Origin of the sequence: Knoellia tibetensis (genome assembly GCF_048606415.1) — a bacterium.
GTDB classification, from domain to species: Bacteria; Actinomycetota; Actinomycetes; order Actinomycetales; family Dermatophilaceae; genus Knoellia; species Knoellia tibetensis.
In genome coordinates this window covers 329,878-351,892 of the sequence record NZ_JBMBWF010000001.1, presented here as the reverse complement: position 1 = coordinate 351,892, position 22,015 = coordinate 329,878, and the positions used below count along the sequence as shown (strand labels likewise).

The 22,015-nt window shown below is 70.6% G+C and carries 21 protein-coding genes and 3 tRNA genes; 12 read left to right on the top strand and 12 right to left on the bottom strand.

Translation table 11 applies throughout. The features are described 5' to 3' along the window. The first annotated feature begins 1 nt into the window (after window position 1). From araA to ACOJV7_RS01615, 3 genes are read left to right on the top strand one after another with little or no spacing between them, the layout of a single operon-like run. On the top strand, window positions 2-1,513 hold the full coding sequence (araA, locus tag ACOJV7_RS01625) for an L-arabinose isomerase (protein WP_420188415.1): 1,512 nt from the start codon (window positions 2-4) through the stop codon (window positions 1,511-1,513). Between the two features lie 22 nt (window positions 1,514-1,535). Beyond that, window positions 1,536-2,582 carry an aldose epimerase family protein gene (locus tag ACOJV7_RS01620; protein ID WP_420188414.1) on the top strand — a complete coding sequence of 349 codons (1,047 nt, stop codon included), beginning with the start codon at window positions 1,536-1,538 and terminating at the stop codon, window positions 2,580-2,582. Further along, window positions 2,579-4,177 (top strand): xylulokinase, encoded by a 1,599-nt coding sequence (locus ACOJV7_RS01615; protein WP_420188413.1) that lies wholly within the window; start codon window positions 2,579-2,581, stop codon window positions 4,175-4,177. The genes ACOJV7_RS01620 and ACOJV7_RS01615 overlap by 4 nt, the downstream gene beginning before the upstream one ends. A gap of 273 nt (window positions 4,178-4,450) precedes the next feature. Here ACOJV7_RS01615 and ACOJV7_RS01610 read toward each other — a convergent pair. From ACOJV7_RS01610 to orn, 4 genes are all read right to left on the bottom strand, one after another. Next, window positions 4,451-4,526 (bottom strand) — tRNA-Lys (locus ACOJV7_RS01610). Window positions 4,527-4,599: 73 nt separating this feature from the next. Next, entirely contained in the window at window positions 4,600-5,208 is a 609-nt protein-coding gene (locus tag ACOJV7_RS01605) for a copper resistance CopC family protein (protein WP_420188412.1), read from the bottom strand. A 65-nt stretch (window positions 5,209-5,273) separates the two neighbouring features. Continuing rightward, window positions 5,274-5,349: transfer RNA gene (locus ACOJV7_RS01600), tRNA-His, on the bottom strand. Window positions 5,350-5,401: 52 nt separating this feature from the next. Next, window positions 5,402-6,088: an oligoribonuclease gene (gene orn, locus ACOJV7_RS01595; protein WP_420188411.1), complete on the bottom strand. Its 687-nt coding sequence runs from the start codon at window positions 6,086-6,088 to the stop codon at window positions 5,402-5,404. Window positions 6,089-6,126: 38 nt separating this feature from the next. On the opposite strand from orn, the gene ACOJV7_RS01590 reads away from it, so the two are divergent. Next, window positions 6,127-7,311, top strand: a complete 1,185-nt coding sequence (locus ACOJV7_RS01590) for a PrsW family intramembrane metalloprotease (protein WP_420188410.1) — start codon at window positions 6,127-6,129, stop codon at window positions 7,309-7,311. Continuing rightward, window positions 7,311-8,546: a M20 metallopeptidase family protein gene (locus tag ACOJV7_RS01585; RefSeq protein ID WP_420188409.1), complete on the top strand. Its 1,236-nt coding sequence runs from the start codon at window positions 7,311-7,313 to the stop codon at window positions 8,544-8,546. The genes ACOJV7_RS01590 and ACOJV7_RS01585 overlap by 1 nt, the downstream gene beginning before the upstream one ends. Window positions 8,547-8,599: 53 nt before the next feature. On the opposite strand, the gene ACOJV7_RS01580 is transcribed toward ACOJV7_RS01585, so the two are convergent. Then, complete coding sequence (locus ACOJV7_RS01580; RefSeq protein ID WP_420188408.1) at window positions 8,600-9,277, bottom strand: 4'-phosphopantetheinyl transferase family protein; 678 nt, start codon at window positions 9,275-9,277, stop codon at window positions 8,600-8,602. 74 nt (window positions 9,278-9,351) lie between these two features. On the opposite strand from ACOJV7_RS01580, the gene ACOJV7_RS01575 reads away from it, so the two are divergent. Further along, the gene (locus ACOJV7_RS01575; protein WP_420190359.1) at window positions 9,352-10,179 is read left to right on the top strand and encodes an alpha/beta fold hydrolase; all 828 of its coding nucleotides are present in this window, start codon (window positions 9,352-9,354) and stop codon (window positions 10,177-10,179) included. Between the two features lie 2 nt (window positions 10,180-10,181). Here ACOJV7_RS01575 and ACOJV7_RS01570 read toward each other — a convergent pair. Next, window positions 10,182-10,254 (bottom strand) — tRNA-Arg (locus tag ACOJV7_RS01570). A gap of 61 nt (window positions 10,255-10,315) precedes the next feature. On the opposite strand from ACOJV7_RS01570, the gene ACOJV7_RS01565 reads away from it, so the two are divergent. From ACOJV7_RS01565 to ettA, 5 genes are all read left to right on the top strand, one after another. Continuing rightward, window positions 10,316-10,735 (top strand): group I intron-associated PD-(D/E)XK endonuclease, encoded by a 420-nt coding sequence (locus ACOJV7_RS01565; RefSeq protein WP_420188407.1) that lies wholly within the window; start codon window positions 10,316-10,318, stop codon window positions 10,733-10,735. A gap of 76 nt (window positions 10,736-10,811) precedes the next feature. Next, window positions 10,812-12,527 (top strand): dynamin family protein, encoded by a 1,716-nt coding sequence (locus ACOJV7_RS01560; RefSeq protein ID WP_420188406.1) that lies wholly within the window; start codon window positions 10,812-10,814, stop codon window positions 12,525-12,527. After that, the gene (locus tag ACOJV7_RS01555) at window positions 12,524-14,191 is read left to right on the top strand and encodes a YfjP family GTPase (RefSeq protein WP_420188405.1); all 1,668 of its coding nucleotides are present in this window, start codon (window positions 12,524-12,526) and stop codon (window positions 14,189-14,191) included. Before ACOJV7_RS01560 ends, ACOJV7_RS01555 begins: the two co-directional genes overlap by 4 nt. 159 nt (window positions 14,192-14,350) lie before the next feature. Beyond that, entirely contained in the window at window positions 14,351-14,890 is a 540-nt protein-coding gene (locus ACOJV7_RS01550; RefSeq protein ID WP_420188404.1) for a single-stranded DNA-binding protein, read from the top strand. Between the two features lie 60 nt (window positions 14,891-14,950). After that, a complete protein-coding gene (ettA, locus tag ACOJV7_RS01545) occupies window positions 14,951-16,633 on the top strand; it encodes an energy-dependent translational throttle protein EttA (RefSeq protein ID WP_420188403.1) in 1,683 nt (560 codons plus the stop codon). A gap of 19 nt (window positions 16,634-16,652) precedes the next feature. Here ettA and thpR read toward each other — a convergent pair whose 3' ends face one another. The 3 genes from thpR to ACOJV7_RS01530 all read right to left on the bottom strand — a co-directional run bounded on the left by thpR (window position 16,653) and on the right by ACOJV7_RS01530 (window position 18,692). Beyond that, window positions 16,653-17,237 (bottom strand): RNA 2',3'-cyclic phosphodiesterase, encoded by a 585-nt coding sequence (gene thpR / locus ACOJV7_RS01540; RefSeq protein ID WP_420188402.1) that lies wholly within the window; start codon window positions 17,235-17,237, stop codon window positions 16,653-16,655. A 61-nt stretch (window positions 17,238-17,298) separates the two neighbouring features. Beyond that, window positions 17,299-18,039, bottom strand: coding sequence for a class I SAM-dependent methyltransferase (locus ACOJV7_RS01535; protein WP_420188401.1), 741 nt, complete (start codon window positions 18,037-18,039; stop codon window positions 17,299-17,301). Window positions 18,040-18,050: 11 nt separating this feature from the next. Further along, entirely contained in the window at window positions 18,051-18,692 is a 642-nt protein-coding gene (locus ACOJV7_RS01530; RefSeq protein WP_420188400.1) for a TetR/AcrR family transcriptional regulator, read from the bottom strand. Between the two features lie 71 nt (window positions 18,693-18,763). On the opposite strand from ACOJV7_RS01530, the gene ACOJV7_RS01525 reads away from it, so the two are divergent. Continuing rightward, window positions 18,764-19,915 (top strand): acyl-CoA dehydrogenase family protein, encoded by a 1,152-nt coding sequence (locus ACOJV7_RS01525; RefSeq protein ID WP_420188399.1) that lies wholly within the window; start codon window positions 18,764-18,766, stop codon window positions 19,913-19,915. A gap of 89 nt (window positions 19,916-20,004) precedes the next feature. On the opposite strand, the gene ACOJV7_RS01520 is transcribed toward ACOJV7_RS01525, so the two are convergent. The 3 genes from ACOJV7_RS01520 to ACOJV7_RS01510 form a co-directional block, all read right to left on the bottom strand. After that, window positions 20,005-20,979, bottom strand: a complete 975-nt coding sequence (locus ACOJV7_RS01520; protein WP_420188398.1) for a hypothetical protein — start codon at window positions 20,977-20,979, stop codon at window positions 20,005-20,007. Window positions 20,980-21,101: 122 nt separating this feature from the next. Beyond that, window positions 21,102-21,608 carry an SRPBCC family protein gene (locus ACOJV7_RS01515; protein WP_420188397.1) on the bottom strand — a complete coding sequence of 169 codons (507 nt, stop codon included), beginning with the start codon at window positions 21,606-21,608 and terminating at the stop codon, window positions 21,102-21,104. Next, window positions 21,605-21,964 carry an ArsR/SmtB family transcription factor gene (locus ACOJV7_RS01510; RefSeq protein ID WP_420188396.1) on the bottom strand — a complete coding sequence of 120 codons (360 nt, stop codon included), beginning with the start codon at window positions 21,962-21,964 and terminating at the stop codon, window positions 21,605-21,607. Before ACOJV7_RS01510 ends, ACOJV7_RS01515 begins: the two co-directional genes overlap by 4 nt. Window positions 21,965-22,015: the final 51 nt, after the last annotated feature.

The window sequence follows — 22,015 nt, the reverse complement described above, 5'->3', positions numbered from 1 at the left end:
GATGACCACCGACCCGTCCGCGCAGCCCGAGCTGTGGTTCCTCACGGGCAGCCAGCACCTCTACGGCGAGGACACGCTGCGCCAGGTCGCCGAGCAGTCGCAGGTGATCGTCAAGGAGCTGGACGCCAGCGGCGCCATCCCCGCGCGCGTCGTCTGGAAGCCGATTCTCGCGGACTCGGCTGCGATCCACGCCCAGGTCCTGGCTGCGAACGCCGCGTCGAACTGCATCGGCGTCATCACGTGGATGCACACCTTCTCGCCGGCCAAGATGTGGATCGCGGGCATGGATGCCCTGCGCAAGCCACTGCTGCACCTGCACACGCAGGCCGGTGCCGAGCTGCCCTGGTCGACCATCGACATGGACTTCATGAACCTCAACCAAGCCGCGCACGGCGACCGTGAGTTCGGCTACATCGGGGCCCGCCTCGGGGTGGCCCGCAAGATCATCGCCGGCCACGTGAGCAACCCCGCCGTCGTGGACCGCGTCGCGACGTGGGCCCGTGCGGCGAAGGGCGCGCACGAGCTGAGGACGCTCCGGCTTGCCCGCTTCGGCGACAACATGAGAGACGTCGCTGTCACCGAGGGCGACAAGGTCGAGGCCCAGCTTCGCTTCGGCGTCTCGGTCAACACCTACGGCGTCAACGAGCTCGTCGACGTCGTCGAGCAGGTGTCCGACTCGGCGGTCGGCGAGCTCGTCGACGAGTACGTCGAGGCCTACGACGTCGCGCCCGAGCTCCGTCCAGGAGGTGAGCGCCACGAGTCCCTGCGGTACGGCGCTCGGCTCGAGGCCGGCATACGGACGTTCCTCACCGAGGGCGGGTTCCGCGCCTTCACCACCAACTTCCAGGATCTGGGAGGGTTGCGCCAGCTGCCCGGACTGGCCGTCCAGCGTCTGATGGCGGACGGCTACGGCTTCGGCGGGGAGGGGGACTGGAAGACCTCGGTCGTGCTGCGCGCCGCGAAGGTCATGGCCGAGGGTGTCGACGGCGGCACCAGCTTCATGGAGGACTACACGTACCACCTGGTGCCGGGGGAGGAGAAGATCCTCGGTGCACACATGCTCGAGGTCTGCCCGAGCATCGCCAGCGCCAGGCCCTCGCTCGAGATTCACCCACTGGGCATCGGCGACCGTGAGGATCCCGTGCGGCTCCGGTTCACGGGTTCGCCGGGTCCTGCCGTGATCGTGGGGATCAGCGACATGGGGGACCGCTTCCGCCTCACCCTCAACCAGGTCGACGTGGTCGAGCCCGACGAGGCCCTGCCCAGGCTGCCTGTGGCGTGTGCGGTCTGGAAGCCGCGGCCGAGCCTGTCCACGGCAGCAGAGTGCTGGCTGCTCTCCGGCGGACCGCACCACACGGTGCTGTCGTCGGCCCTGACGACCCAGGAGTTCCGGGACCTGGCTGAGATCATCGGCACCGAACTCGTGGTCATCGACGCCGAGGCCACGCCAGAGTCGGTTCGGCGCGAGCTTCGGTGGAACGCTGCATACGAACGCCTTGCGGCCCGGCTCTAGAGCGACCGGACGGACATCGCCCATGCGTCGGAACTTCGGCACCCTGCCCTCGGGCGAGGCCGTCACCGCCTTCACCCTCGAGAACGACCGGGGACTTCAGCTTACGGTGCTCGACCTCGGGGCCACCCTCCAGAGCCTCTGCGTCCCGGATAAGCGGGGCGAGCTCGTCGAGCTGACGCTCGGTTTCGACGACGTGGGCGGCTACCTGCAGGCGGGCAACCCCTATCTGGGAGCAACCGTCGGACGCTACGCGAACCGGATCGCCGACGCCTCGTTCGTCCTGGACGGCACCCGACACGACCTCGCCGCCAACGAGGGACCGACGTGCCTGCACGGCGGTATGGACGGGTTCCACGCCAGGATGTGGTCGCTCGTGGATTCCACGCCGACGAGCGTCACCCTCCAGCTCGTGAGCCCTGACGGCGACCAAAGCTTTCCCGGCGAGCTGACGGTGACGGCGACCTACCGGCTCGAGGGCGACTCGGTGATGCTCCTCTACGAGGCCACGACTGACGCCCCCACCGTCGTCAGCCTGACCAACCACGCCTACTTCGATCTCGGCGGGCCCGGTGGAGGGGGTGTGGACGCACACAGCCTCACCGTTCGCTGCGACGCATACCTTCCCGTCGATGCCCGCTCGCTCCCCGAGGGCCCGGTCGCGTCCGTGAACGGCACGCCCCTGGATCTCACGGCACCCGCCCCGCTCCGGGACCGCGTCAGGACCGGGCACCCACAGGTGGCGCTCGTCAGCGGCATCGACCACACCTACGTCCTTCCCGTCAGCGGTGACAGGACCATCGCCAAGCTTGAGCACCCCGGTAGCGGTCGCGCCCTCGAGGTCAGCACCGACCAGCCGTCGCTGCAGGTCTATACCGGCAACAGGCTCGACGGCTCGCTCATCGGGCGGGACGGCATACTCCTGCGGCAAGGTGACGGGATCTGTCTCGAGACGCAACAGCTTCCGGACGCGCCGAACCAGCCACAGTTCCCTTCACCGGTGCTGCGACCGGGGGAGACGTACCGTGCGCACACGCGATGGACCTTCTCCAACCGACCTGGTTCAGCATGAGTACCGACAGCGTCGCCGACATCCTCGCGGGCCGAACCACCTTGGGCATCGAACTGGGCTCCACCAGGATCAAGGCCGTCCTCATCGGCCCGGACCACCGTCCCCTGGCCGTGGGCACCGCGGAATGGGAGAACCAGTTCGTCGACCGCGTGTGGACCTACTCGCTGGACGCCATATGGACCGGGATGCAGCAGTGCTACTCCGCGCTGCTCGCGGACGTGCAGCGCACGTATGCCGTCGAGCTCTCTTCAGTGGGCGGACTCGGGATCTCCGCGATGATGCACGGCTACTTGGCGTTCGACGCTGACGGCCACCTGCTGACCCCATTCCGCACCTGGCGCAACACCAACACCGGCCGAGCCGCCGATGAGCTGAGCGATGCGTTCGGTGCCAACATCCCGCACCGCTGGAGCGTCGCCCACCTCTACCAGGCGATCCTCGACGACGAGCAGCACGTGGCCCGGATCGCGCACGTGACCACGCTCGCCGGCTACGTCCACTGGCGGCTCAGCGGTCGGCAATGTCTTGGGATCGGTGATGCCAGCGGCATGTTCCCCATCGACTCCACCACGGGCGGCTACGACGCCGTGATGCTCCACGAGTTCGACCGGCTCACAGCTGACAGCCCGCTTCCCAGCAAGCTCGCTGACCTGCTACCCCTCGTGCTGGTGGCCGGACAGCCCGCGGGTGAGCTCAGCCCGGACGGCGCGCTACTTCTGGACCCGACGGGACGACTCAGCCCGGGCGCCCCCATGTGCCCACCTGAGGGCGACGCCGGCACCGGAATGGTCGCCACGAACTCGGTCGCCCCCCGCACCGGCAACGTCAGTGCCGGAACCAGCATCTTCGCAATGACGGTCCTCGAGAGCCCGCTCAGCCGCCCCCACCGTGAGATCGACCTGGTCGTGACCCCCGCGGGGGACCCCGTCGCGATGGTGCACTGCAACAACGGGGCGAGCGAGCTCAACGCATGGGCCGGCCTCTTCGGCGAGTTCGCCAGCGCAGCAGGCGTACCGGTCGACGTCGGCACGGTCTTCGAGGTCCTCCTCGGATCAGCCCGGGACGGAGCCGCGGACTGCGGCGGCCTCATGGCCTTCAACTATCTGTCGGGCGAGCCGATCACCGACCTGGAGGAGGGACGCCCCGTGTTCTTCAGGGCGCCCGGAAGCAGCATGGATCTCGCGACGTTCATGCGCACCCACCTGTACGCGGCGCTGGCGACCCTCAGGATGGGCATGGACGTGCTTCAAAGGGACGAACACGTCCGGGTCGAGCGCATGTTCGCCCATGGCGGACTCTTCCGGACGGCCGGTGTCGCGCAAACATTCCTCTCGGCTGCCCTCGACACTCCGGTCTGCGTGGGCGACGCGGCCGCCGAGGGTGGTGCTTGGGGAGCCGCCGTCCTCGCGGCATTCACCCTTCACCGTCTCCGTGATCCCGCCTCCCTGGGGGAGTTCCTCGACTGCGAGGTCTTTGCTCACGCTGCGCTGACAACCGTAGAACCGCAGCGGGAGGACGTCCGCGGCTTCTCCGCGTTCATGAAGCGTTATGTGCAGGCGCTGCCGGTCGAACGTGCCGCTGTCCAGTACGGCTGACTCTTCGCCTCGAACCCCTTCCCTTCCCCGGGGGACCAGGAAGGAGTGCCTTCTGCCCGCAGGGCCATGAGGTCGGTGCCATGGCGATCGAGGGCGCGGTCCTCCGCGACTGGGCTCCGGGCGCCGCGAGGAATCGCAGCGTCAAGACGCGGGCTGGAGCCACGGGACAGTTCTACCCCTCGGGCAATGTCCCGGATTCAGGTCGAGCCGGCGCGATGGCGCCGGACACAGGTCGAGCCCGGCGCGATGGCGCCGGGCTCTGACCTGCAGTGATGGTGCGCCATCAGGGACTCGAACCCCGAACCCGCTGATTAAGAGTCAGCTGCTCTGCCAATTGAGCTAATGGCGCGCGAGGAGAGACATTAGCAGCGGCCATGCCCGGTTGCGAAATCGAGCCTTCGTCGTCCCGATGCGGGATCAGGTCAGGGGCTCTCGCGACCTGAGCGGACGGCATACAGGACAGCGGCGACGGCTGCGGCGAGCCCGGCGACCACGAGGACCCAGACGAGGGCGGACGGGCCTCCGGAGCCGCTGTCCTGGGTGTCGGAGGCGGCGTCCGTCGTGCTCGGCGACCCCGCGGCGGAGGAGCTCTCGGGCGACGCAGAGGGCGTGGGCGAGGCGGACGGGGTCGTCGCGGCCGCAGTGGGGGAGGCCACGCCGTCGCCGGTGATGCTGAAGGCGGTCGCGCCGGAGATCGGGTGCGAGTCGGCGCTGACGACCCGGTAGGTGACCTTGTAGGAGCCGGCTGCGAGCGGCTCGGTGACGGGCACGGTGACCTGGGCGCCCTCCGCCGTGGCGTCCTCGGCGACGACGGTCCCCTCGCCGTCGGTGACCCGCACCGTGACGAACTGCGGGTTGACCGCCTCGTTGAAGGTGAGGACGACCTCGGTCGGGGTCGTCGGCAGCGAGGCGCCGTCCTTCGGGGTGATCGACAGCAGGCGGGAGTGCGCGCTCGCGGGAAGGATCCCGACGCTCAGCCCCAGGAGGGCGGTGAGGAGGAGCAGGACGGGTCCGCGAAGGGTGAGGCGCATGGACCCAGTGTCACAAACTCGCCCGGACATGACGAAAGCCCCTGCTCTGCAGGGGCTTTCGACCTTGGGGTGAGCGACGGGGCTTGAACCCGCGACCCCCGCGACCACAACGCGGTGCTCTACCAGCTGAGCTACGCCCACCAAGGGTGACTGCACGGCATACCGGATGCTCCGGCGGCCGAGGCAGCGCGGACTATCGTACCTGCTCTCCGGGGGTGCTCCTGACCACGTCCGCGGCAGTGCCGGACGCCGGGGTGGAGTGGTCGACCACGTGCTCGCTCGCCAGCGCCTTGAGCTCCTCGGACGTGCGACCGGGCGGGTCGACGAAGACCGCGCGGCGGTAGTAGCGGAGCTCGGCGATGGACTCGCGGATGTCGGCGAGGGCGCGGTGCCCACCGGACTTCTCGGGGGCCGAGAAGTAGGCGCGGGGGTACCAGCGGCGCGAGAGCTCCTTGATCGAGGACACGTCGATGATCCGGTAGTGCAGGTGGGCCTCGAGCTCGGGCATGTCACGGGCGAGGAAGCCCCGGTCGGTGCCCACGGTGTTGCCGCCCAGGGGTGCCTTGCGCGGCTCGGGCACCCACTCGCGCACGTAGTCGAGGACACGCTGCTGCGCCTCCTCCATCGTCACGCCGCCGGCGAGCTCGTCGAGCAGCCCCGAGGTGGTGTGCATCTCGCGCACGAAGTCGTTCATCTGGGCGAGCGCCTCGTCGGTGGGGCGGATGACGACGTCCACGCCCTCGCCGAGGATGTTGAGCTCGAAGTCGGTGACGAGGGCAGCGACCTCGACGAGCGCGTCGTCCTCGAGGGAGAGCCCGGTCATCTCGCAGTCGATCCAGACGATGCGGTCGGTGAGGGCTCGGTCAGGCGTGGCGGACATGAGGATCAGCCTAGGGCGAAGCACTAGGCTCGCTGACCATGAGTGGGGACCACGCCGTCGACGTCCAGAGCCCCGTCCCGCCACCGACGGATGCCGTGCGCGGAGCGGGAGCGCACCGCGGTCGCTCAGTCATCCGGCGGTGGGTCATCGCCGGGGTTGCGACCGTCGGCTTCGGTCTCGCGGCCCTCGTCGTCGCCACGGCCATCGGCGCCGCGGCCGGCGTGAGCGCCGCCCTCCTCGGCCTCGTCGCGGCGACGATCCCGCTCGGCATCGTCGTCCCGACCTTCATGTGGCTCGACCGGTTCGAGGCCGAGCCGACCCGCTACCTCGTGCGCGCGTTCCTCTGGGGTGCGCTCATCGCCGTCGTCATCGCGATGACCCTCAACACGGCCGGGCAGCTCGTCCTGTGGGGGTCGATCCCCGAGGACGAGTCGCTGGCGCTCACCGCGGTCTTCGTCGCCCCCTTCGTCGAGGAGGCCGCCAAGGGCGTCTTCGTCCTCCTCGTGTGGCGCCTGGCCAAGCGCGAGTTCGACGGCATCACCGACGGCATGGTCTACGCCGGGGTCACCGCGGCCGGCTTCGCCTTCACCGAGAACATCCAGTACCTCGCGATCGCCTGGGTCGAGCACGGGCAGGAAGGCCTCACGGCGACGTTCGTGGGGCGCTGCCTCCTCTCGCCCTTCGCGCACCCGATGTTCACGATCTGCATCGGCATCGGCATCGGGATGGCGGCCATGTCGCGGTCCGGTGCGGTGCGCATCCTCGCCCCGCTCGGCGGTTACGTCATCGCCGTCCTCGCCCACGCCGTGTGGAACCTCGCTGCCGTGAGCGGGGGCCAGGGCCTCATCGCCGTCTACCTGCTCGTCGAGGTGCCGCTCTTCCTCGCCTTCCTCGGCTTCGTCGTCTGGGTCCGACGGCGGGAGGGGCGGCTCATCGGCCAGTTCCTCAGCGCCTATGCCGACGCCGGCTGGCTCTCACCGGCGGAGGTCGCGATGCTCGCCTCGATGCCGAAGCGGCGCGAGGCCCGTCAGTGGGCTCGGCTCAACGGGGGCCGCGCCGCGCTGCGGTCGATGGAGGAATTCCAGGACGCCGCGAGCGAGCTCGCCCTGCTGCGCCGGCGCATGCACCACTCCGCCGCCGACGCGCGGGCGCTCACCGAGGAGCGCGAGCTGCTCGGCATCCTCGCGCGCCGCCGCCACGAGTTCGCGGGCCAGGTGCTCTGATGCAGCGAGTCGCCTCGGCCCTCGGGCTGGCGCAGGCCATGGCGCCCGAGCTCGTCGCGCTCCGTCGCGAGCTGCACCGGCACCCCGAGCTCGGCAACGACCTGCCCCGCACGCAGCGGACCGTCCTGGACGCGCTCGACGGGCTCGACCTCGAGATCACCACCGGTCGCGAGGTGAGCAGCGTCGTCGCGGTGCTGCGGGGTCGCGGCGGCTCGCGCGCGGCCGGCGAGGAGCGTCCCGTCGTCCTGCTGCGCGGCGACATGGACGGCCTGCCCGTCACCGAGGCGACCGGGCTCGACTACGCCTCCCAGGAGCCGGGTCTCATGCATGCGTGCGGCCACGACCTCCACACCGCCGGGCTCGTCGGTGCGGCGCGTATCCTGCACGAGCTGCGCGACGAGCTCGTCGGAGATGTCGTCCTCATGTTCCAGCCCGGCGAGGAGGGCCCCGGAGGGGCCGAGCCCATGCTGCGCGAAGGGCTTCTTGAGGCAGCAGGCCGACGGGTCGACACGGCATACGCGACGCATGTGTATGCCGCGGAGCGGCCGCGCGGCGTGTGGTTCGGGCGACCGGGGCCGCAGATGGCCGCGGCCGACGAGGTGCGGATCACCGTGCAGGGCAAGGGCGGTCACGGGTCGCAGCCGCACTACGCGCTCGACCCGGTGCCGGTGGCATGCGAGCTCGTGCTCGCGCTGCAGACGATGGTGACCCGGCGCTTCGACGTCTTCGACCCCGTCGTCCTCACGGTCGGTCGCATCGCGTCGGGGACGGTCAACAACGTCATCCCCGACGCCGCCGAGATCGAGGCGACGCTGCGGACGTTCTCACCCGAGCATCGCGAGCGCGCCCACACCGAGATCCGCCGGGTGGCCGAGCACATCAGCGCAGCCCACGGGCTCACGGCGTCCGTCGACATCGGCGGTGGCTACCCGGTGACGGTCAACGACCCCGACGAGTTCGCCTTCGCGCGGGACACCGTCGTCGACCTCTTCGGCGACGACCGTTGGTCGGACATGCCGGAGCCGGAGGCGGGCGCCGAGGACATGGCGTTCGTCCTCGAGGAGGTGCCGGGCGCCTACCTCAACGTCGGCGCGTGCGTCGTCGACGACCACACGACCGCCGAGGACAACCACTCGCCGCGGGCGCTCTACGACGACTCGGTCGTGCCCGACATCGCCGCGCTGCTCGCCGAGCTGGCGCTGCGCCGGACGGCAGCCCTGGCCGCGCCGGGCTGACGTTGCCGTCTGCGCGGCTCGGGTGGCCCGCCCCGCGTGCGGGGCGCGGGGGCTCAGCCGCGCTGGACGCGGACCGTGACCGGGTGGCCGGTGAGCACGGCGACGGCGGCGCGGTGGTCGTCGCGACCGAGGTCGACGTCGCTCACCTGCGTCGGACCCGGCGGGTGCTCGCGGGCCTTCCACTCGAGGAGCGCGGCGGGTGCGTCCGGTGCCGACACGACGACCTGGCTCGGGTCGACGACGAGCCCGTGACCGGTCGCCTTGAGGATCGCCTCCTTGCGCGCCCACAGCAGGGCCCGCGCGGCGAGGAGCCTGTCGCCGTCGAGACCGGCGAGGTGGGGCGTCTCGCTCTCGTCGAGGGTCACGCTCCCGAAGCCGTCGAAGTCGGCCGACTCGAGGTCCTCGACGTCGATCCCCACCTCGCCGACGTCGGTGACGACCGCGACGGCCATGTGCTCGCCGTAGGAGACGGAGACGTGGAGGTCGCGCATCCCGGCGAGGTGCGGCTTGCCGTGTCGGTCCGTACCGCACGTGGCGCAGCGCCGCTCGAACACCAGGCGACGCGGGTCGACCCCGGTCTCGTCGGCGACGAGCCGCCGGAGCAGTGCGTGAGCCGTGACGAAGGGGAGCGGGTTGGGCCGGCGTCCGGCGCGCTCGAGCTCGGTGGCGTCGAGCAGGTCGCGCAGGCGGGGGTCGTCGCTCACCTCTGTGGTGCGGATCACGACGGCCATGAGCCGATCATGTCATCAGCGACGCGCGGGCCTGCCCCGGTGCCGTCGTGGCGCGTAGGTTGCGAGTCGTGGACATGACCGGGCACGAGCTGGGGCACGTCGAGCTGGGCCGCGCCGAGGTGGGTGGCGTCGAGATCGCCTTCCGGCGCGCCGGGTCCGGACCGCCGCTCGTGCTCGTCCACGGGGCCGCACTCGACTCGCGCAGCTGGGAGCCACAGCTCGTCGTCCTCGCCGACGAGCTCACCGTCGTCGCATGGGACGAGCCGGGCGTCGGGCTCTCGTCACCGGTGCCCGACGGCTTCGGGCTCGCCGACTTCGCCGACGCGCTGGCCGGGCTGGTCGAGCACCTCGGCCTCGGCCCGGTCCACCTCGCGGGGCTGTCGTGGGGAGGGACGGTCGTCCTCGAGTGCTACCGACGTCATCCCGATCTCGCCGCATCGCTCGTCCTGGTCGACACGTATGCCGGGTGGAAGGGATCGCTCCCCGCTGACGAGGTGCGCCACCGGGTCGAGAGCGTGCGCGAGAGCCTCGCGGCGCCGCCGGAAGAGTTCGACCCCACCCTGCCGGGCCTCTTCTCGGAGGAGCCGTCCGCCGAGGTCGTCGCCCTCATGTCGGAGATGGCGGCGGACGTCCGGCCCGAGACCCTCGCGCTGGAGCTCGGGATCATGGCGGACGCGGACCTCAGCGAGGTCCTACCGACCATCGCCGTGCCGACGTTGCTCGTGTGGGGTGAGGCCGACGCGCGCTCGCCTGTCGACTCGGTGGCTCGGCGGTTCGCCGCCGACATCCCCGGTGCCGAGCTCGCCGTCATCGAGGGCGCCGGGCACATGTCGAACCTCGAGCAGCCGGAACGGGTCAACGAGGTGGTGCGGAACTTCGTCCGTCGTCATCGGACCGGTTGAGGCGCCCCCGGCAGGACTCGAACCTGCGACCCAGTCATTAGAAGTGACTCGCTCTATCCGCTGAGCTACGGAGGCCTTTGTGCATGGACACTAGTCGTTCGCCGAGGGTGTCAGAGCGCGGTCATACCTTCGGCACTTGGGGGCACACCACACGAAGGACAAGGTGGACCTGGGCACCGCGAAAGCCCATGCGGATCTGGTCGCACAGGGCTTCATGGTGCTGTTTCCAGCCACAGAGCATGCCGAGTTCGACCTCGTCGCCTACAAGCAGTCGACCTTTTATCGCGTTCAGGTGAAGTACCGCTCCCAGCGTCAGGGAGCGGTGTCGGTTCGCTTTCGTTCTGTGTGGGCCGACCGGCACGGCACCCACACCCGACCCGCTGACAAGACGCAGGTGGACGTTCTCTGCATCTACTGCCCCGAAACCGACGCCTGCTACTACGTCCGACCAGACGACCACCTGCAGTCCGTGACAGTTCGGGTGGTTCCTGCCCGCAACGGCCAGGTCCACAACGTCCTCGCGGCAGCGGGCTTCCGCCGGTTTCCGGAGATCTAGCCCTCTCCGAGCAACTGCAGGTCAGCGCGTCGGCACGTCGGCGCGCGGGCCCCCGCCGTTTCGTTAGGCTGAGCCAGTGACGACATCCGAGGCGACCAGGGCGAACGAGCTCGTCGGGGCCGTGACCGGACTCCGGGACGCGGTGGCCGCCTCCTCGCTCCCGCTGCACACCCCGGGCCAGGGCCAGGGCCAGGCCGTGCGGCGCGAGCTCATTCATCAACTTGACGACTACGTCATCCCGCGCCTGCGCTCCATCGACGCCCCTCTCCTCGCCGTCGTCGGCGGGTCGACCGGTGCGGGCAAGTCGACCCTCGTCAACTCCATCGTGGGCTCGGTCGTCAGCAAGTCCGGCGTGCTCCGGCCCACGACGACGAGCCCCGTCCTCGTGCACCACCCCGACGACAAGCGGTGGTTCGCCGACCAGCGCATCCTCCCGACGCTGTCCCGGGTCACGGGGAGCCCGGGCGAGGAGACCCAGCCCGGCACCGTGCGCCTCGTCGAGTCGGCGAGCCTGCCGGCCGGCATGGCGCTGCTCGACGCCCCTGACATCGACTCCGTCGTCCAGGCCAACCGGGAGCTCGCCAACCAGCTGCTCGCCGCCGCCGACCTGTGGCTCTTCGTGACGACGGCCGCCCGCTACGCCGACGCGGTTCCGTGGGACCTGCTCCGCACCGCGGCTGAGCGCGGCACCTCAGTCGCCATCGTGCTCGACCGCATCGCCCCGGAGTCAGTCGAGGAGATCCGCCCGCACCTCGCGGGCATGCTCCGCGAGCAGGGCCTGCCGACCGCGCCGATCTTCACCGTCCCCGAGACCGAGCTGACCCGTGACGGCTCGCTCCCGCCGGAGGCGATGGGCCGGCTCCGTGCATGGCTCGACGCGCTCGCGAGCGACTCGCGAGCCCGCGCCGTCGTCGTGAGCCAGACGCTCAAGGGGGCCATGGGGTCGCTCTCGGGTCGCACTGACGCCCTCGTCTCCGCCTCGATCGAGCAGGACCGTGCCGCTGAGGGCCTCCTGCGCGCCACAGACGAGAGCTACGGCGCCGCGACCCAAGGAGTCAAGGACGGCATGACCGACGGGACGCTGCTCCGCGGTGAAGTCCTCGCCCGCTGGCAGGAGTTCGTCGGCACCGGTGAGTTCTTCCGGCAGGTCGAGTCGACCCTGTCGAAGTGGCGTGACCGTGTCACTGCGGCGATCAAGGGCCAGCCGGCGCCGGCCGAGGACCTCGGCGAGGCGCTCCAGTCCGGGGTGGCCAACCTCCTCGTGTCCCACGCGTCCGCCGCCGCTGCCGACACCGCCCGCGCGTGGCGTCGCCTCCCCGGGGGCGAGACCCTCGTGGCGTCGTACCCCGAGCTGGCCAAGCCGTCGCCCGACCTCGTCCCCCGCGTCGAGGCGCTCGTGCGCGAGTGGCAGGGAGAGGTGTTCGACATCGTGCGCAGCGAAGGCGGGAACCGGCGCACCAACGCGAGGATCGCGGCATACGGCGTCAACGGGATCGGCCTCTTCCTCATGCTCGTCTCCTTCGCGGCGACCGGCGGCCTCACCGGCGCCGAGGTCGGCATCGCCGGTGGTACGTCGGTCCTCGCCCAGCGCGTCCTCGAGGCGATCTTCGGCGACCAGGCCGTCCGCGAGATGGCCGCCAAGGCGCGCAAGAGCCTCCTCGCCCGTGTCGAGGACCTGTATGCCGTGGAGCAGAGCCGCTACGCCGAGGCGCTCGCGTCGCTCGGCGACACGACCGGCCAGTCGGCCACCCTTGCCCGTGCCGCGACCCGAGTCCGAGAGGTGGCTGCATGAGCCCGTTGCGCATGGGGAGCGCGAAGGTCAGCAGCGTCACCGCCGAGTCGCTCACGTCCGCCTCCGGGTCGCTCGAGCAGGCGCTCGTGAGCGGTGGGGACGAGCTGCCCGAGGGCGCGTCGACCCGGGCCCGCACCGTCGTCACCAAGGTCGAGCAGCGCACGTCGATCGTCGGCGGGCACACCGTCGTGGCGCTCGCCGGGGCCACGGGCAGCGGCAAGTCCTCGCTCTTCAACGCCCTCGTCGGCGAGGGTGTCGCTTCGGTGGGTGCCCGCAGGCCGACGACGTCGCGGCCCACCGCCGCCGTCTGGGGCGACGAGCCCGCCGGTCCGCTGCTCGACTGGCTCGACGTCGCGACCCGGCACCACGTCGCGGGCGACGCCACCGTCTCGGGGACCGTCGGCTCGCTCGACGGCCTCGTCCTCCTCGACCTGCCCGACTTCGACTCGCGCGAGACCGCGCACCGGGCCGAGGCCGAGCGGGTGCTCGACCTCGTCGACGTCTTCGTCTGGGTCACCGACCCGCAGAAGTACGCCGATGCGCGCCTCCACGACGACTACGTCGCCGCCCTGGCCACCCACGACGCCGTGACGGTCGTCGTCCTCAACCAGGTCGACCGCCTCCACGAGGACGACGTCGACCGCTGTGTCGCCGACCTCAAGCGGCTCATGGCCCGCGACGGCATGCCCGACGCGACGGTCATCCCCACCTCGGCCCGGACCGGTCGGGGGATCGACGTCCTCGGCCAACGGCTCAGCAACGCGGTGTCGGGCGCCAACGCCGCCCGCACCCGCCTCGCCGCCGACGTGCGGCAGGCCGCCGCAGCGCTGCGTCCTGCCGTCGCCGACTCCGAGCCGCAGGTCAAGGCCAAGGGTGAGGGCGACCTCGTCGACGCCCTGGCACGAGCTGCCGGTGTACCCACCGTCGTCGCCGCTGTGGAGCGCGACTACCGCATGCAGGCCGTGAGCCACACCGGGTGGCCGTTCACGCGCTGGGTCCAGCGCTTCAGGCCACGCCCGCTGCGCCGGCTGCGCCTGGACAACGGCGGTGCGGCCATCACCGTGAGCGACGCCGACGTGCGCTCGGTCCTCGGGCGGTCCTCGCTGCCCCCTCCGACCCCTGCGGCCCGCGCTGCGGTCGACCTCGCGACGCGCAGCCTCGCCGACCGTGCGGGCTCGGCGCTGCCGACGGCGTGGGGCGACGCCGTCGACGCCGCTGCGGCACCTCCCGGTCACGCGATGGCCGACGCGCTCGACCAGGCCGTCATCTCGACGTCGCTCCGTTCGCGCACCCCTGTGTGGTGGCGCGTCGTCGGCATCGCCCAGGTCGTCCTCGCGCTCGTGGCCGTGGCCGGGCTCGCGTGGCTCCTTGTCCTCATGCTGCTCGGCTGGCTGCAGTTCCCCAGCATCGAGACCCCGACGCTCGGTCCGCTGCCGTGGCCCTTCGTCCTGCTCGTCGGGGGAGTGCTGGCCGGGCTGCTGCTCGCCCTCGTCTCCCGCTTCCTCGCCGGCATCGGGGCGCGTCGGCGGGCCCGCGTCATCGACGGCCGCCTGCGCGAGTCGATCTCCACGGTCGCCGACGAGCGGATCCTCGCGCCCGTCACCGCCGTCCTCGAGCGCCACCGGGCCACCCGGGAGCACCTCGAGACCGCGGCCAAGGTCTGACCGAGGGCCGTCGAGCATGACCCGTCGTCCACAGGCACGCCGTGGGCATCGCGCCGTCCACAGGCGTGGCCTGCGGGCGTTGCCGACGTCGGGCGACCCGCTGAGGCTGGTCGCAGTGCTCCGCCGCACGAGCGGAGCCCGACCAGAAGGGGACCACCCATGCAGGACACCACCGTCACCGTCCACGGACGCCTCGTCGCCGACCCCGAGATCTGCGTGGGCAAGAGCGGCCAGCCCTATGCCCGGTTCCGCATCGCGTCGACGCCCCGGCGACCCGTGCAGGGTCAGCCCGGCGCCTACGAGGACGGCGACACCTCCTTCTTCACCGTCTACGCCTTCCGCAACCTCGGCGCCAACCTCGTCAAGTCGTTCCGCCGCGGCGAGCCGGTGATCGTCCACGGCCGCCTTCGCGTGCGTGAGTACCAGCGCGACGACAAGTCCTACGGCACGTCGGTCAACATCGATGCCAGCGGCGCCGGCCACGACCTCAGCTGGGGGCAGGCGGCCTACGAGAAGGTGGTCAAGCCGTCCTACGGCACCGGCGACCGCATGGACGACGCCTTCGACGGCGAGGAGCCCACCGAGGGCCAGTCGGACGGCAGTGGGAGCTTCGGCGACCCACAGCGCGACGACTACCTCCTGGCCGAGCGACCCACCGACGCGTCGACGGGCCCGCTGGTCGAGGAGCCCGCGGCCTGAGGGGCCCGCAGGGGCCACAACCGATTCGGGGATGGGGCGGGCAGTCGTTAGCCTTGCCCCATGCCCGAGTTCATCTATGTCATGTCGCGCGCCCGCAAGGCCCATGGCGACAAGGTCATCCTCGACGATGTCACCCTGTCGTTCCTGCCCGGCGCCAAGATCGGCGTCGTCGGCCCCAACGGCGCAGGCAAGTCGTCCGTCCTCAAGATCATGGCCGGGCTCGACCAGCCGTCCAACGGTGAGGCGCGCCTGACGCCGGGCTACAGCGTCGGCATCCTCATGCAGGAGCCCGAGCTCAACGAGGAGAAGACGGTCCTCGGCAACGTCGAGGAGGGCGCGGGGGAGATCAAGGCCAAGCTCGACCGCTACAACGCCATCTCCGAGGAGATGGGCGAGCCCGACGCCGACTTCGACGCGCTCATGTCCGAGATGGGCAAGCTCCAGGAGGAGATCGACGCGGCCGACGCGTGGGACCTCGACTCGCAGCTCGAGCAGGCGATGGACGCGCTGCGCTGCCCGCCGCCGGACGCCGACGTCAGCGTCCTCTCCGGTGGTGAGCGTCGTCGCGTCGCGCTGTGCAAGCTCCTGCTCCAGAAGCCGGACCTGCTCCTCCTCGACGAGCCGACCAACCACCTCGACGCGGAGTCGGTGCTCTGGCTCGAGCAGCACCTCGCGGCCTACCACGGCGCCGTCGTCGCCGTGACGCACGACCGCTACTTCATGGACAACGTCGCGCAGTGGATCCTCGAGCTCGACCGCGGCCGCGCCTACCCCTACGAGGGCAACTACTCGACCTACCTCGAGAAGAAGCAAGCGCGTCTCGAGGTCCAGGGCAAGAAGGACGCCAAGCTCGCCAAGCGCCTCAAGGAGGAGCTCGAGTGGGTCCGCTCCAACGCCAAGGCCCGCCAGACGAAGTCCAAGGCGCGCCTCGCCCGCTATGAGGAGATGGCCGCCGAGGCGGACCGCACCCGCAAGCTCGACTTCGAGGAGATCCAGATCCCGCCGGGCCCGCGCCTCGGCAGCAAGGTCATCGAGGTCAAGGACCTCAAGAAGGGCTTCGGTGACCGCGTCCTCATCGACGGGCTGTCGTTCTCGCTCCCGCGCAACGGCATCGTCGGCGTCATCGGCGCCAACGGCGTCGGCAAGACGACGCTCTTCAAGACGATCGTCGGCCTCGAGCCGGCCGACGGTGGTGTCGTCGACATCGGCGACACCGTGAAGATCTCCTACGTCGACCAGAGCCGTGGCGGCCTCGACCCCAACAAGAACCTCTGGGAGACCGTCTCCGGGGGCCACGACTACATCCAGGTCGGCAACGTCGAGATCCCGTCGCGCGCCTACGTCTCGCAGTTCGGGTTCAAGGGCCCTGACCAGCAGAAGAAGGCCGGCGTCCTCTCCGGTGGAGAGCGCAACCGCCTCAACCTCGCGCTGACCCTCAAGGAGGGCGGCAACCTGCTCCTCCTCGACGAGCCGACCAACGACCTCGACGTCGAGACCCTCAGCTCGCTGGAGAACGCGCTGCTTGAGTTCCCGGGCTGCGCCGTCGTCATCAGCCACGACCGGTGGTTCCTCGACCGGGTCGCGACGCACATCCTCGCCTACGAGGGCACCGAGGAGAACCCCGCGAGCTGGTACTGGTTCGAGGGCAACTTCGAGGCCTACGAGGCCAACAAGATCGAGCGCCTCGGTGAGGACGCGGCCCGTCCGCACCGCGTCACCTACCGCAAGCTGACCCGCGACTGAGCGTCAGCTCACCAAGGGCTCACGCGCGGACGACGTCCGCGCCGAGGGGGCAGACCGCCACGGGTTCGTAGTGCGGTCTGCCCCTTCCCTCTCCCCGGTGGGAGACGAAGACGGTGACCTCGTCCGCGGTCCAGGACGGGCCGGCATACGCATCCATGACGCGGAGCCAGTGCGTCGCCTCGAAGGGGCGACGCACGCGCGCGAGGGTGAGGTGCGGGCGGTAGGCGCCACCCGCCGGTGACGCCCCGATGCGGTTGCAGGCCCGCCTCACGCCGAGCGCGAGCGACTCCAGCCGGGCGAGGCCGTCGGCGGAGTCGGAGCGCACGTCCATCCACACGACGCGGGCCTGGCTCGGGTCGGGGAAGGTGCCGGCACCGCTGAGCCGCAACGGGATCGGTTCGTGCTCCGCCGCCACCCCCGCCACCTCGTCGCACACGTCGTCGAGCAGGTGCTCCGACACGTCACCCATGAACGCCAGCGTCACGTGCCACAGGTGGGACGGCGTCCAGCGCAGGTCGGAGTGGACGTCCCGCCGTGGCTCGACGAAGCCTTCGAGGTCGGCGTGGGCGTCCGGTGGCGGCACGACCGCGGCGAAGATGCGCACCGCGTCATTGTCCTGGTTCCCGATACCTGTCGCTGGTTTGGCGCCTCGCGACGAGGCGACGTCAGGCCGGGTTGCCGATCTTCGTCGCCGCGACGAAGACCGAGCTGCCGAAAGGCAGGTCGACCCGGCGGCGCAGGAGGGCCTCGTCGACCTTGGTCGCGGCCAGCAGGGCGTGGTGGAGAGCGCGGGGGACCTGCGGCACGTCGACGACGTCGACCGCGCTCGTGTGCTTGCGCTCCTTGAGGCGACGGGCGAGCCGCTCCGCGAGGAAGCCGGGGAAGACCGAGGTGAACCCGTAGGTCGCGCGCTCGACCCGGAAGCCCGCACGCTCGAGCGCGGTCACGGCACGTCGCTTCGTGTAGCGGCGGAAGTGGCCGTTGGCGACGTCGAAGTCGGTCCAGGCCCACTGGTAGGCCGGCACCGCCATGAGGAACGTGCCGCCGGGCTGGAGCACCCGCGCCACCTCGGCGAGGGCGTCGGCCTCGGGGTCGCAGTGCTCGATGACGTCGAAGGCCGACACCATGTCGAAGCTGCCGTCGGCGAAGGGGAGCGACAGGGCCGACCCGCACACGCCGTTGCGCCCGAGCCCGCGCGGGTCGATGTCGAGGGAGGCGAGGTGGCGGGTGCCGTCGTGCAGCCAGCCGGCGCTCGGGCCGTCGGCGCTGCCGATGTCGAGCACCGTGGTGCGGCCCTCGGCATACGAGCTGAGCGCAGCGTGCAACAGGTCGGTGCGCGCGACGTACCACCAGTAGTCGGGCTGGGCGATCGACGGGGAGCCCCCGTGTCCTCCGGCGTCGGTCATGGTGCGGAAGCCTAGCGGCGCGCGACGAGCCTGACCGCCAGGTCCCCGTTCGTGCGGGCGATGTCGTCCGGCGTTCGGCGGATCTCGGGGGAGTACCAACGCGCGACGTCGACGGCCATCGACAGCAGCGCCAGCGCCGTGCTCGGGATGTCGTCGACCTCGAAGTCGCCGGTCTCGACGCCGTCGGTGAGGACGCCGCGCACGACCTTGTCGATCTCGCGACGCAGCGAGAGCACGGTCTCGCGGTGCTCGGGGGTGAGGTGGCGGAACTCGTACTGGACGATCCGGCCGAGCTGGTGGTGCTCGGCGTGCCACTTCGAGAAGCCGCCGACGATCGAGCGGAGGGCGTCGGTGGGGGAGGCCGCGGCGCTGGCGGCGGCGACGAGCTGGTCACGGGCGGTCTGGTGCCCGCGCCGGCTCAGCTGGAAGAGGAGGTCCTCCTTCGACGTGAAGTGCACGTAGACGCCGGCGGGGGAGAGGCCCGCGCGGGAGGCGATGTCGCGGGTCGTCGTCGCGTGGAAGCCCTTGTCGGCGAAGGCGTCGGCCGCGGCCATCATGAGCCGCACGGCGGTGGCGCCGGCGGTGTCCCCGGAGTCCTCGAGGGTCGCGAGGATGCTCTGCTCCGACCGTGGAGCGCCTGTGGTGGCCGACATGTTGACAGCATGCCTGACCCGCGTGAGACTAAGCAAGCGCTTAGTCAATCGTGTTTCTGCCGAGGAGAGCCATGCCCCGCAACCTCTACGACGACGACCACCTCGCCTTCCGCGAGTCGGTCCAGGAGTTCGTCGACCGCACCCTCAAGCCGCGTGCCGAGCAGATGCTCGAGGCCAAGAGCATCGACCGCGACATCTGGCTCGAGGCCGGCAAGCAGGGCCTGCTCGGCCTCGACATCCCCGAGGAGTTCGGTGGCGCGGGCGCCGGCGACTACCGCTTCAACGCCATCTCGGCCGAGGTCATCTCCGGGTTCAACGCCGCCACCTCGTCATGCTTCGGCATCCACAGCGACGTCTGCCCGCCCTACATCGTCGACCTCGGCACCGAGGAGCAGAAGCAGCGCTGGCTCCCGCCCATGGCCGCCGGCGAGAAGATCTGCGCCATCGCGATGACCGAGCCGGGCGGGGGATCCGACCTCGCCGCGCTCAAGACGACCGCCGTCCGCGCCGAGGACGGCGACGGCTGGATCCTCAACGGCTCCAAGACCTTCATCACCAACGGCTACCAGGCCGACCTCGTCATCGTCGCCGCCCGCACCGACCCGAGCAAGGGCGCCAAGGGCATCTCGCTGCTCATGGTCGAGGACGGCATGGAGGGCTTCAGCCGCGGCCGCAAGCTCGACAAGGTGGGTCAGGAGGAGTCCGACACGGCCGAGCTCTTCTTCGAGAACGTCCGCGTGCCCGCCGAGAACCTCATCGGCGAGGAGGGCATGGGCTTCGTCGCGATGATGCAGCGCCTGCCGCAGGAGCGCGTCGGCGCCGCAGTGTCCAACGTCGCCCACGCCAAGGCGATCCTCGAGGAGACCATCGCCTACGCCAAGGAGCGCAAGGCCTTCGGCCAGCCCATCGGCGCCTTCCAGCACAACAAGTTCAAGATCGCCGAGCTCGTCACCGCGATCGAGGTCGCCGAGGCCTACGTCGACGACTGCGTCGCCGCGCACGCCGAGCACAAGCTCACCGCCGTCGACGCCGCCAAGGCGAAGTGGTGGAGCGCGCAGGTCCAGAACGACGTCCTCGACGAGTGCGTCCAGCTGCACGGTGGCTACGGCTTCATGAACGAGTACCGCGTGGCGCGCGCCTGGCGCGACGCCCGCGTGACGAAGATCTGGGCCGGCTCGAACGAGATCATGAAGGAGCTCATCGGCCGCGACCTCGGCCTCTGACGAGCCCCTGCCCATTCAGTCGAGAGGAGAGAACACGCCGCGTATGCCGTCCGGCATCCGGCGCGTCCTCTCCTCTCGACTGCTTGTGGTCAGGTGATGTGCAGGGTCGACGGGTCGAGGCCGAGCATGGCGGCCACTGCCTCGAGCGCAGCCTGACGTCGTGGAGCGCGGTAGACGTCCTCTGCGAAGAGCTCGCGTACCTGCCACCCGCTGCGTTCCAGCAGGTGACGTCGACCCGAGTCGGCGCTGCGCCGGCCGATCTCCGCGTGATGAGCGCCTTGGTATTCGGCCACGACGCGTCGCGCCCGCCACACCAGATCGCCTTCGGCGAGGAACTCGCCGTCCTCGTCCGTGATGAGGCCACCGGCCTCGGGCTCAGGGAAGCCTGCGCGGACGAACATCAGTCGCGCCCGGGTCTCCATCGGTGAGCGGACGCGCGGTCTGATCACCTCGAGTGCGTGCGCCAGCATGACTTTGCCCCGTGGCCGCACCCGGCCGTGCAGGGCTTCGTGCAGCGCCCGGACGCCGGCTGAGGTCCTGGCACCGGAACGAACCTGCTGGCCGGACCACGAGTCGAGAAGGGCGACCGCTGCGTCACCGAGCACCACAAGGTCGTCCCTGGTCAGCCGACCGCATCGCAGCTCTCCGAGGTCGACCCAGCTGTGGGCTGGGTCCACCACCTGGAGGCCGTCGACCTCCGAGGTGGCCCTGATCTCCAGCCCGCGGTGACCGACGCAACCCTTCCGGCGCACCTGTCCGTCGTCCGTGTGTGCCATGACGTGGAGAGCGCCTGCGTCGGCCTCGACGGCCAGCCCGCCCGGCAGTGGGAGACCCAGAAGACGCGCGGCGGTGAGGTGGGAGAAGGCGCGGGCGGACGGCATACCCGCGGCGAAGGCCGCAGCGCGTTCGGTCAAGGTGACGGGTGCCTCGACCGCGTGGGCGCCTCGGGTGGGATGCACCAGGCCGGCGCGGCGCAGCCGCGAGGGCCCGACGCCCAGCTCACGGGCTCGAGCCGTGCTGAACGGTCCGCCCGCGAGCCCCTCGGGAAGTGGCTTGGCATGCACCCCGCGAGCATGGCCATCTCGGCGGATTCTCCTGCGGAGTTATGCACAGGACCGGTCGGGAGGAGAGAACCCGCCGGGTATGCCGTCCGGCATCCGGCGTGTTCTCTCCTCTCGACTGCTGCTCAGCGGGCGGCGGTGAGCTCGGCGAGGACGTCGTCGATGGCGTCGTAGCTGCTCTGCAGTCCGTGCTCCATGCCCGAGTCGATGACGGCCTGCACCGTCTCGGGGGAGTCGTAGGTGATGACGGCTCGAAGTGTCGTCCTCCCCGCCTCCTCCACGTAGGTCGTGTCGATGACCGAGTAGGGGCTGTCGATGTTGTCGAACCGCTCGGTGTGGACGAGGCGGCCGGGCCGGTCGATCGACCTGTAGTGACCGGAGAAGGAGACCTCCTCGCCGGAGGAGTCGGCGCGCTGGGCGAAGTGCCAGGCGCCGCCCTCGCGCAGGTCGACCTCGCAGACGGTCATCTCGCCGTGGCCGGCACCCCACCACCTGCGGATGTGCTCGGGGTTGGTCATGGCTTCGAAGACGAGGTCGGCGGAGGCGGGGAAGGTGCGGGTGATGACCATCTCGGAGCCGTTGGTCGTGATGGTGGCGCGCTCGTGGGCGCCCGTGGCGGCGGTCGTGCTCATGACGGGTTCTCCTTGGGTGTGCCCTCGGTCGAGGGCTGCTGCTGGATGGTGGCGAGGTAGCCGCCGAGGTGGTCGAGCTGCTGCTCCCAGTGCTTGCGGTAGAGCTCGAGCCACGACGTCGCGTCCTCGAGGGGCGCGACCGAGATGCGGCAGTGGCGCCGCTGCCCATCCCGGCTCTTCGTGACGAGCCCGGCCTTCTCGAGCACGGTGAGGTGCTTCGAGATGGCGGGCAGGGACATGTCGAACGGCTCGGCGAGCTCGCCGACCGTGGCGTCACCGGACGAGAGCCGGGCCAGGATGGCCCGCCTCGTCGGGTCAGCCAGGGCGGCGAACGTGGTGCTGAGCGGATCGGCCATGTCACTTAACGTAGCGGTTAATTAACCGATAGGTCAAGAACTTTCTCGCCG

Bases quoted from the DNA above. Each gene is read 5' to 3' on its own strand.
- araA (WP_420188415.1), top strand. From the start codon at position 2: ATGACCACCGACCCGTCCGCGCAGCCCGAGCTGTGGTTCCTCACGGGC.
- ACOJV7_RS01620 (WP_420188414.1), top strand. From the start codon at position 1,536: ATGCGTCGGAACTTCGGCACCCTGCCCTCGGGCGAGGCCGTCACCGCC.
- ACOJV7_RS01615 (WP_420188413.1), top strand. From the start codon at position 2,579: ATGAGTACCGACAGCGTCGCCGACATCCTCGCGGGCCGAACCACCTTG.
- ACOJV7_RS01605 (WP_420188412.1), bottom strand. From the start codon at position 5,208: ATGCGCCTCACCCTTCGCGGACCCGTCCTGCTCCTCCTCACCGCCCTC.
- orn (WP_420188411.1), bottom strand. From the start codon at position 6,088: ATGTCCGCCACGCCTGACCGAGCCCTCACCGACCGCATCGTCTGGATC.
- ACOJV7_RS01590 (WP_420188410.1), top strand. From the start codon at position 6,127: ATGAGTGGGGACCACGCCGTCGACGTCCAGAGCCCCGTCCCGCCACCG.
- ACOJV7_RS01585 (WP_420188409.1), top strand. From the start codon at position 7,311: ATGCAGCGAGTCGCCTCGGCCCTCGGGCTGGCGCAGGCCATGGCGCCC.
- ACOJV7_RS01580 (WP_420188408.1), bottom strand. From the start codon at position 9,277: ATGGCCGTCGTGATCCGCACCACAGAGGTGAGCGACGACCCCCGCCTG.
- ACOJV7_RS01575 (WP_420190359.1), top strand. From the start codon at position 9,352: ATGACCGGGCACGAGCTGGGGCACGTCGAGCTGGGCCGCGCCGAGGTG.
- ACOJV7_RS01555 (WP_420188405.1), top strand. From the start codon at position 12,524: ATGAGCCCGTTGCGCATGGGGAGCGCGAAGGTCAGCAGCGTCACCGCC.
- ACOJV7_RS01550 (WP_420188404.1), top strand. From the start codon at position 14,351: ATGCAGGACACCACCGTCACCGTCCACGGACGCCTCGTCGCCGACCCC.
- ettA (WP_420188403.1), top strand. From the start codon at position 14,951: ATGCCCGAGTTCATCTATGTCATGTCGCGCGCCCGCAAGGCCCATGGC.
- ACOJV7_RS01535 (WP_420188401.1), bottom strand. From the start codon at position 18,039: ATGACCGACGCCGGAGGACACGGGGGCTCCCCGTCGATCGCCCAGCCC.
- ACOJV7_RS01530 (WP_420188400.1), bottom strand. From the start codon at position 18,692: ATGTCGGCCACCACAGGCGCTCCACGGTCGGAGCAGAGCATCCTCGCG.
- ACOJV7_RS01525 (WP_420188399.1), top strand. From the start codon at position 18,764: ATGCCCCGCAACCTCTACGACGACGACCACCTCGCCTTCCGCGAGTCG.
- ACOJV7_RS01515 (WP_420188397.1), bottom strand. From the start codon at position 21,608: ATGAGCACGACCGCCGCCACGGGCGCCCACGAGCGCGCCACCATCACG.
- ACOJV7_RS01510 (WP_420188396.1), bottom strand. From the start codon at position 21,964: ATGGCCGATCCGCTCAGCACCACGTTCGCCGCCCTGGCTGACCCGACG.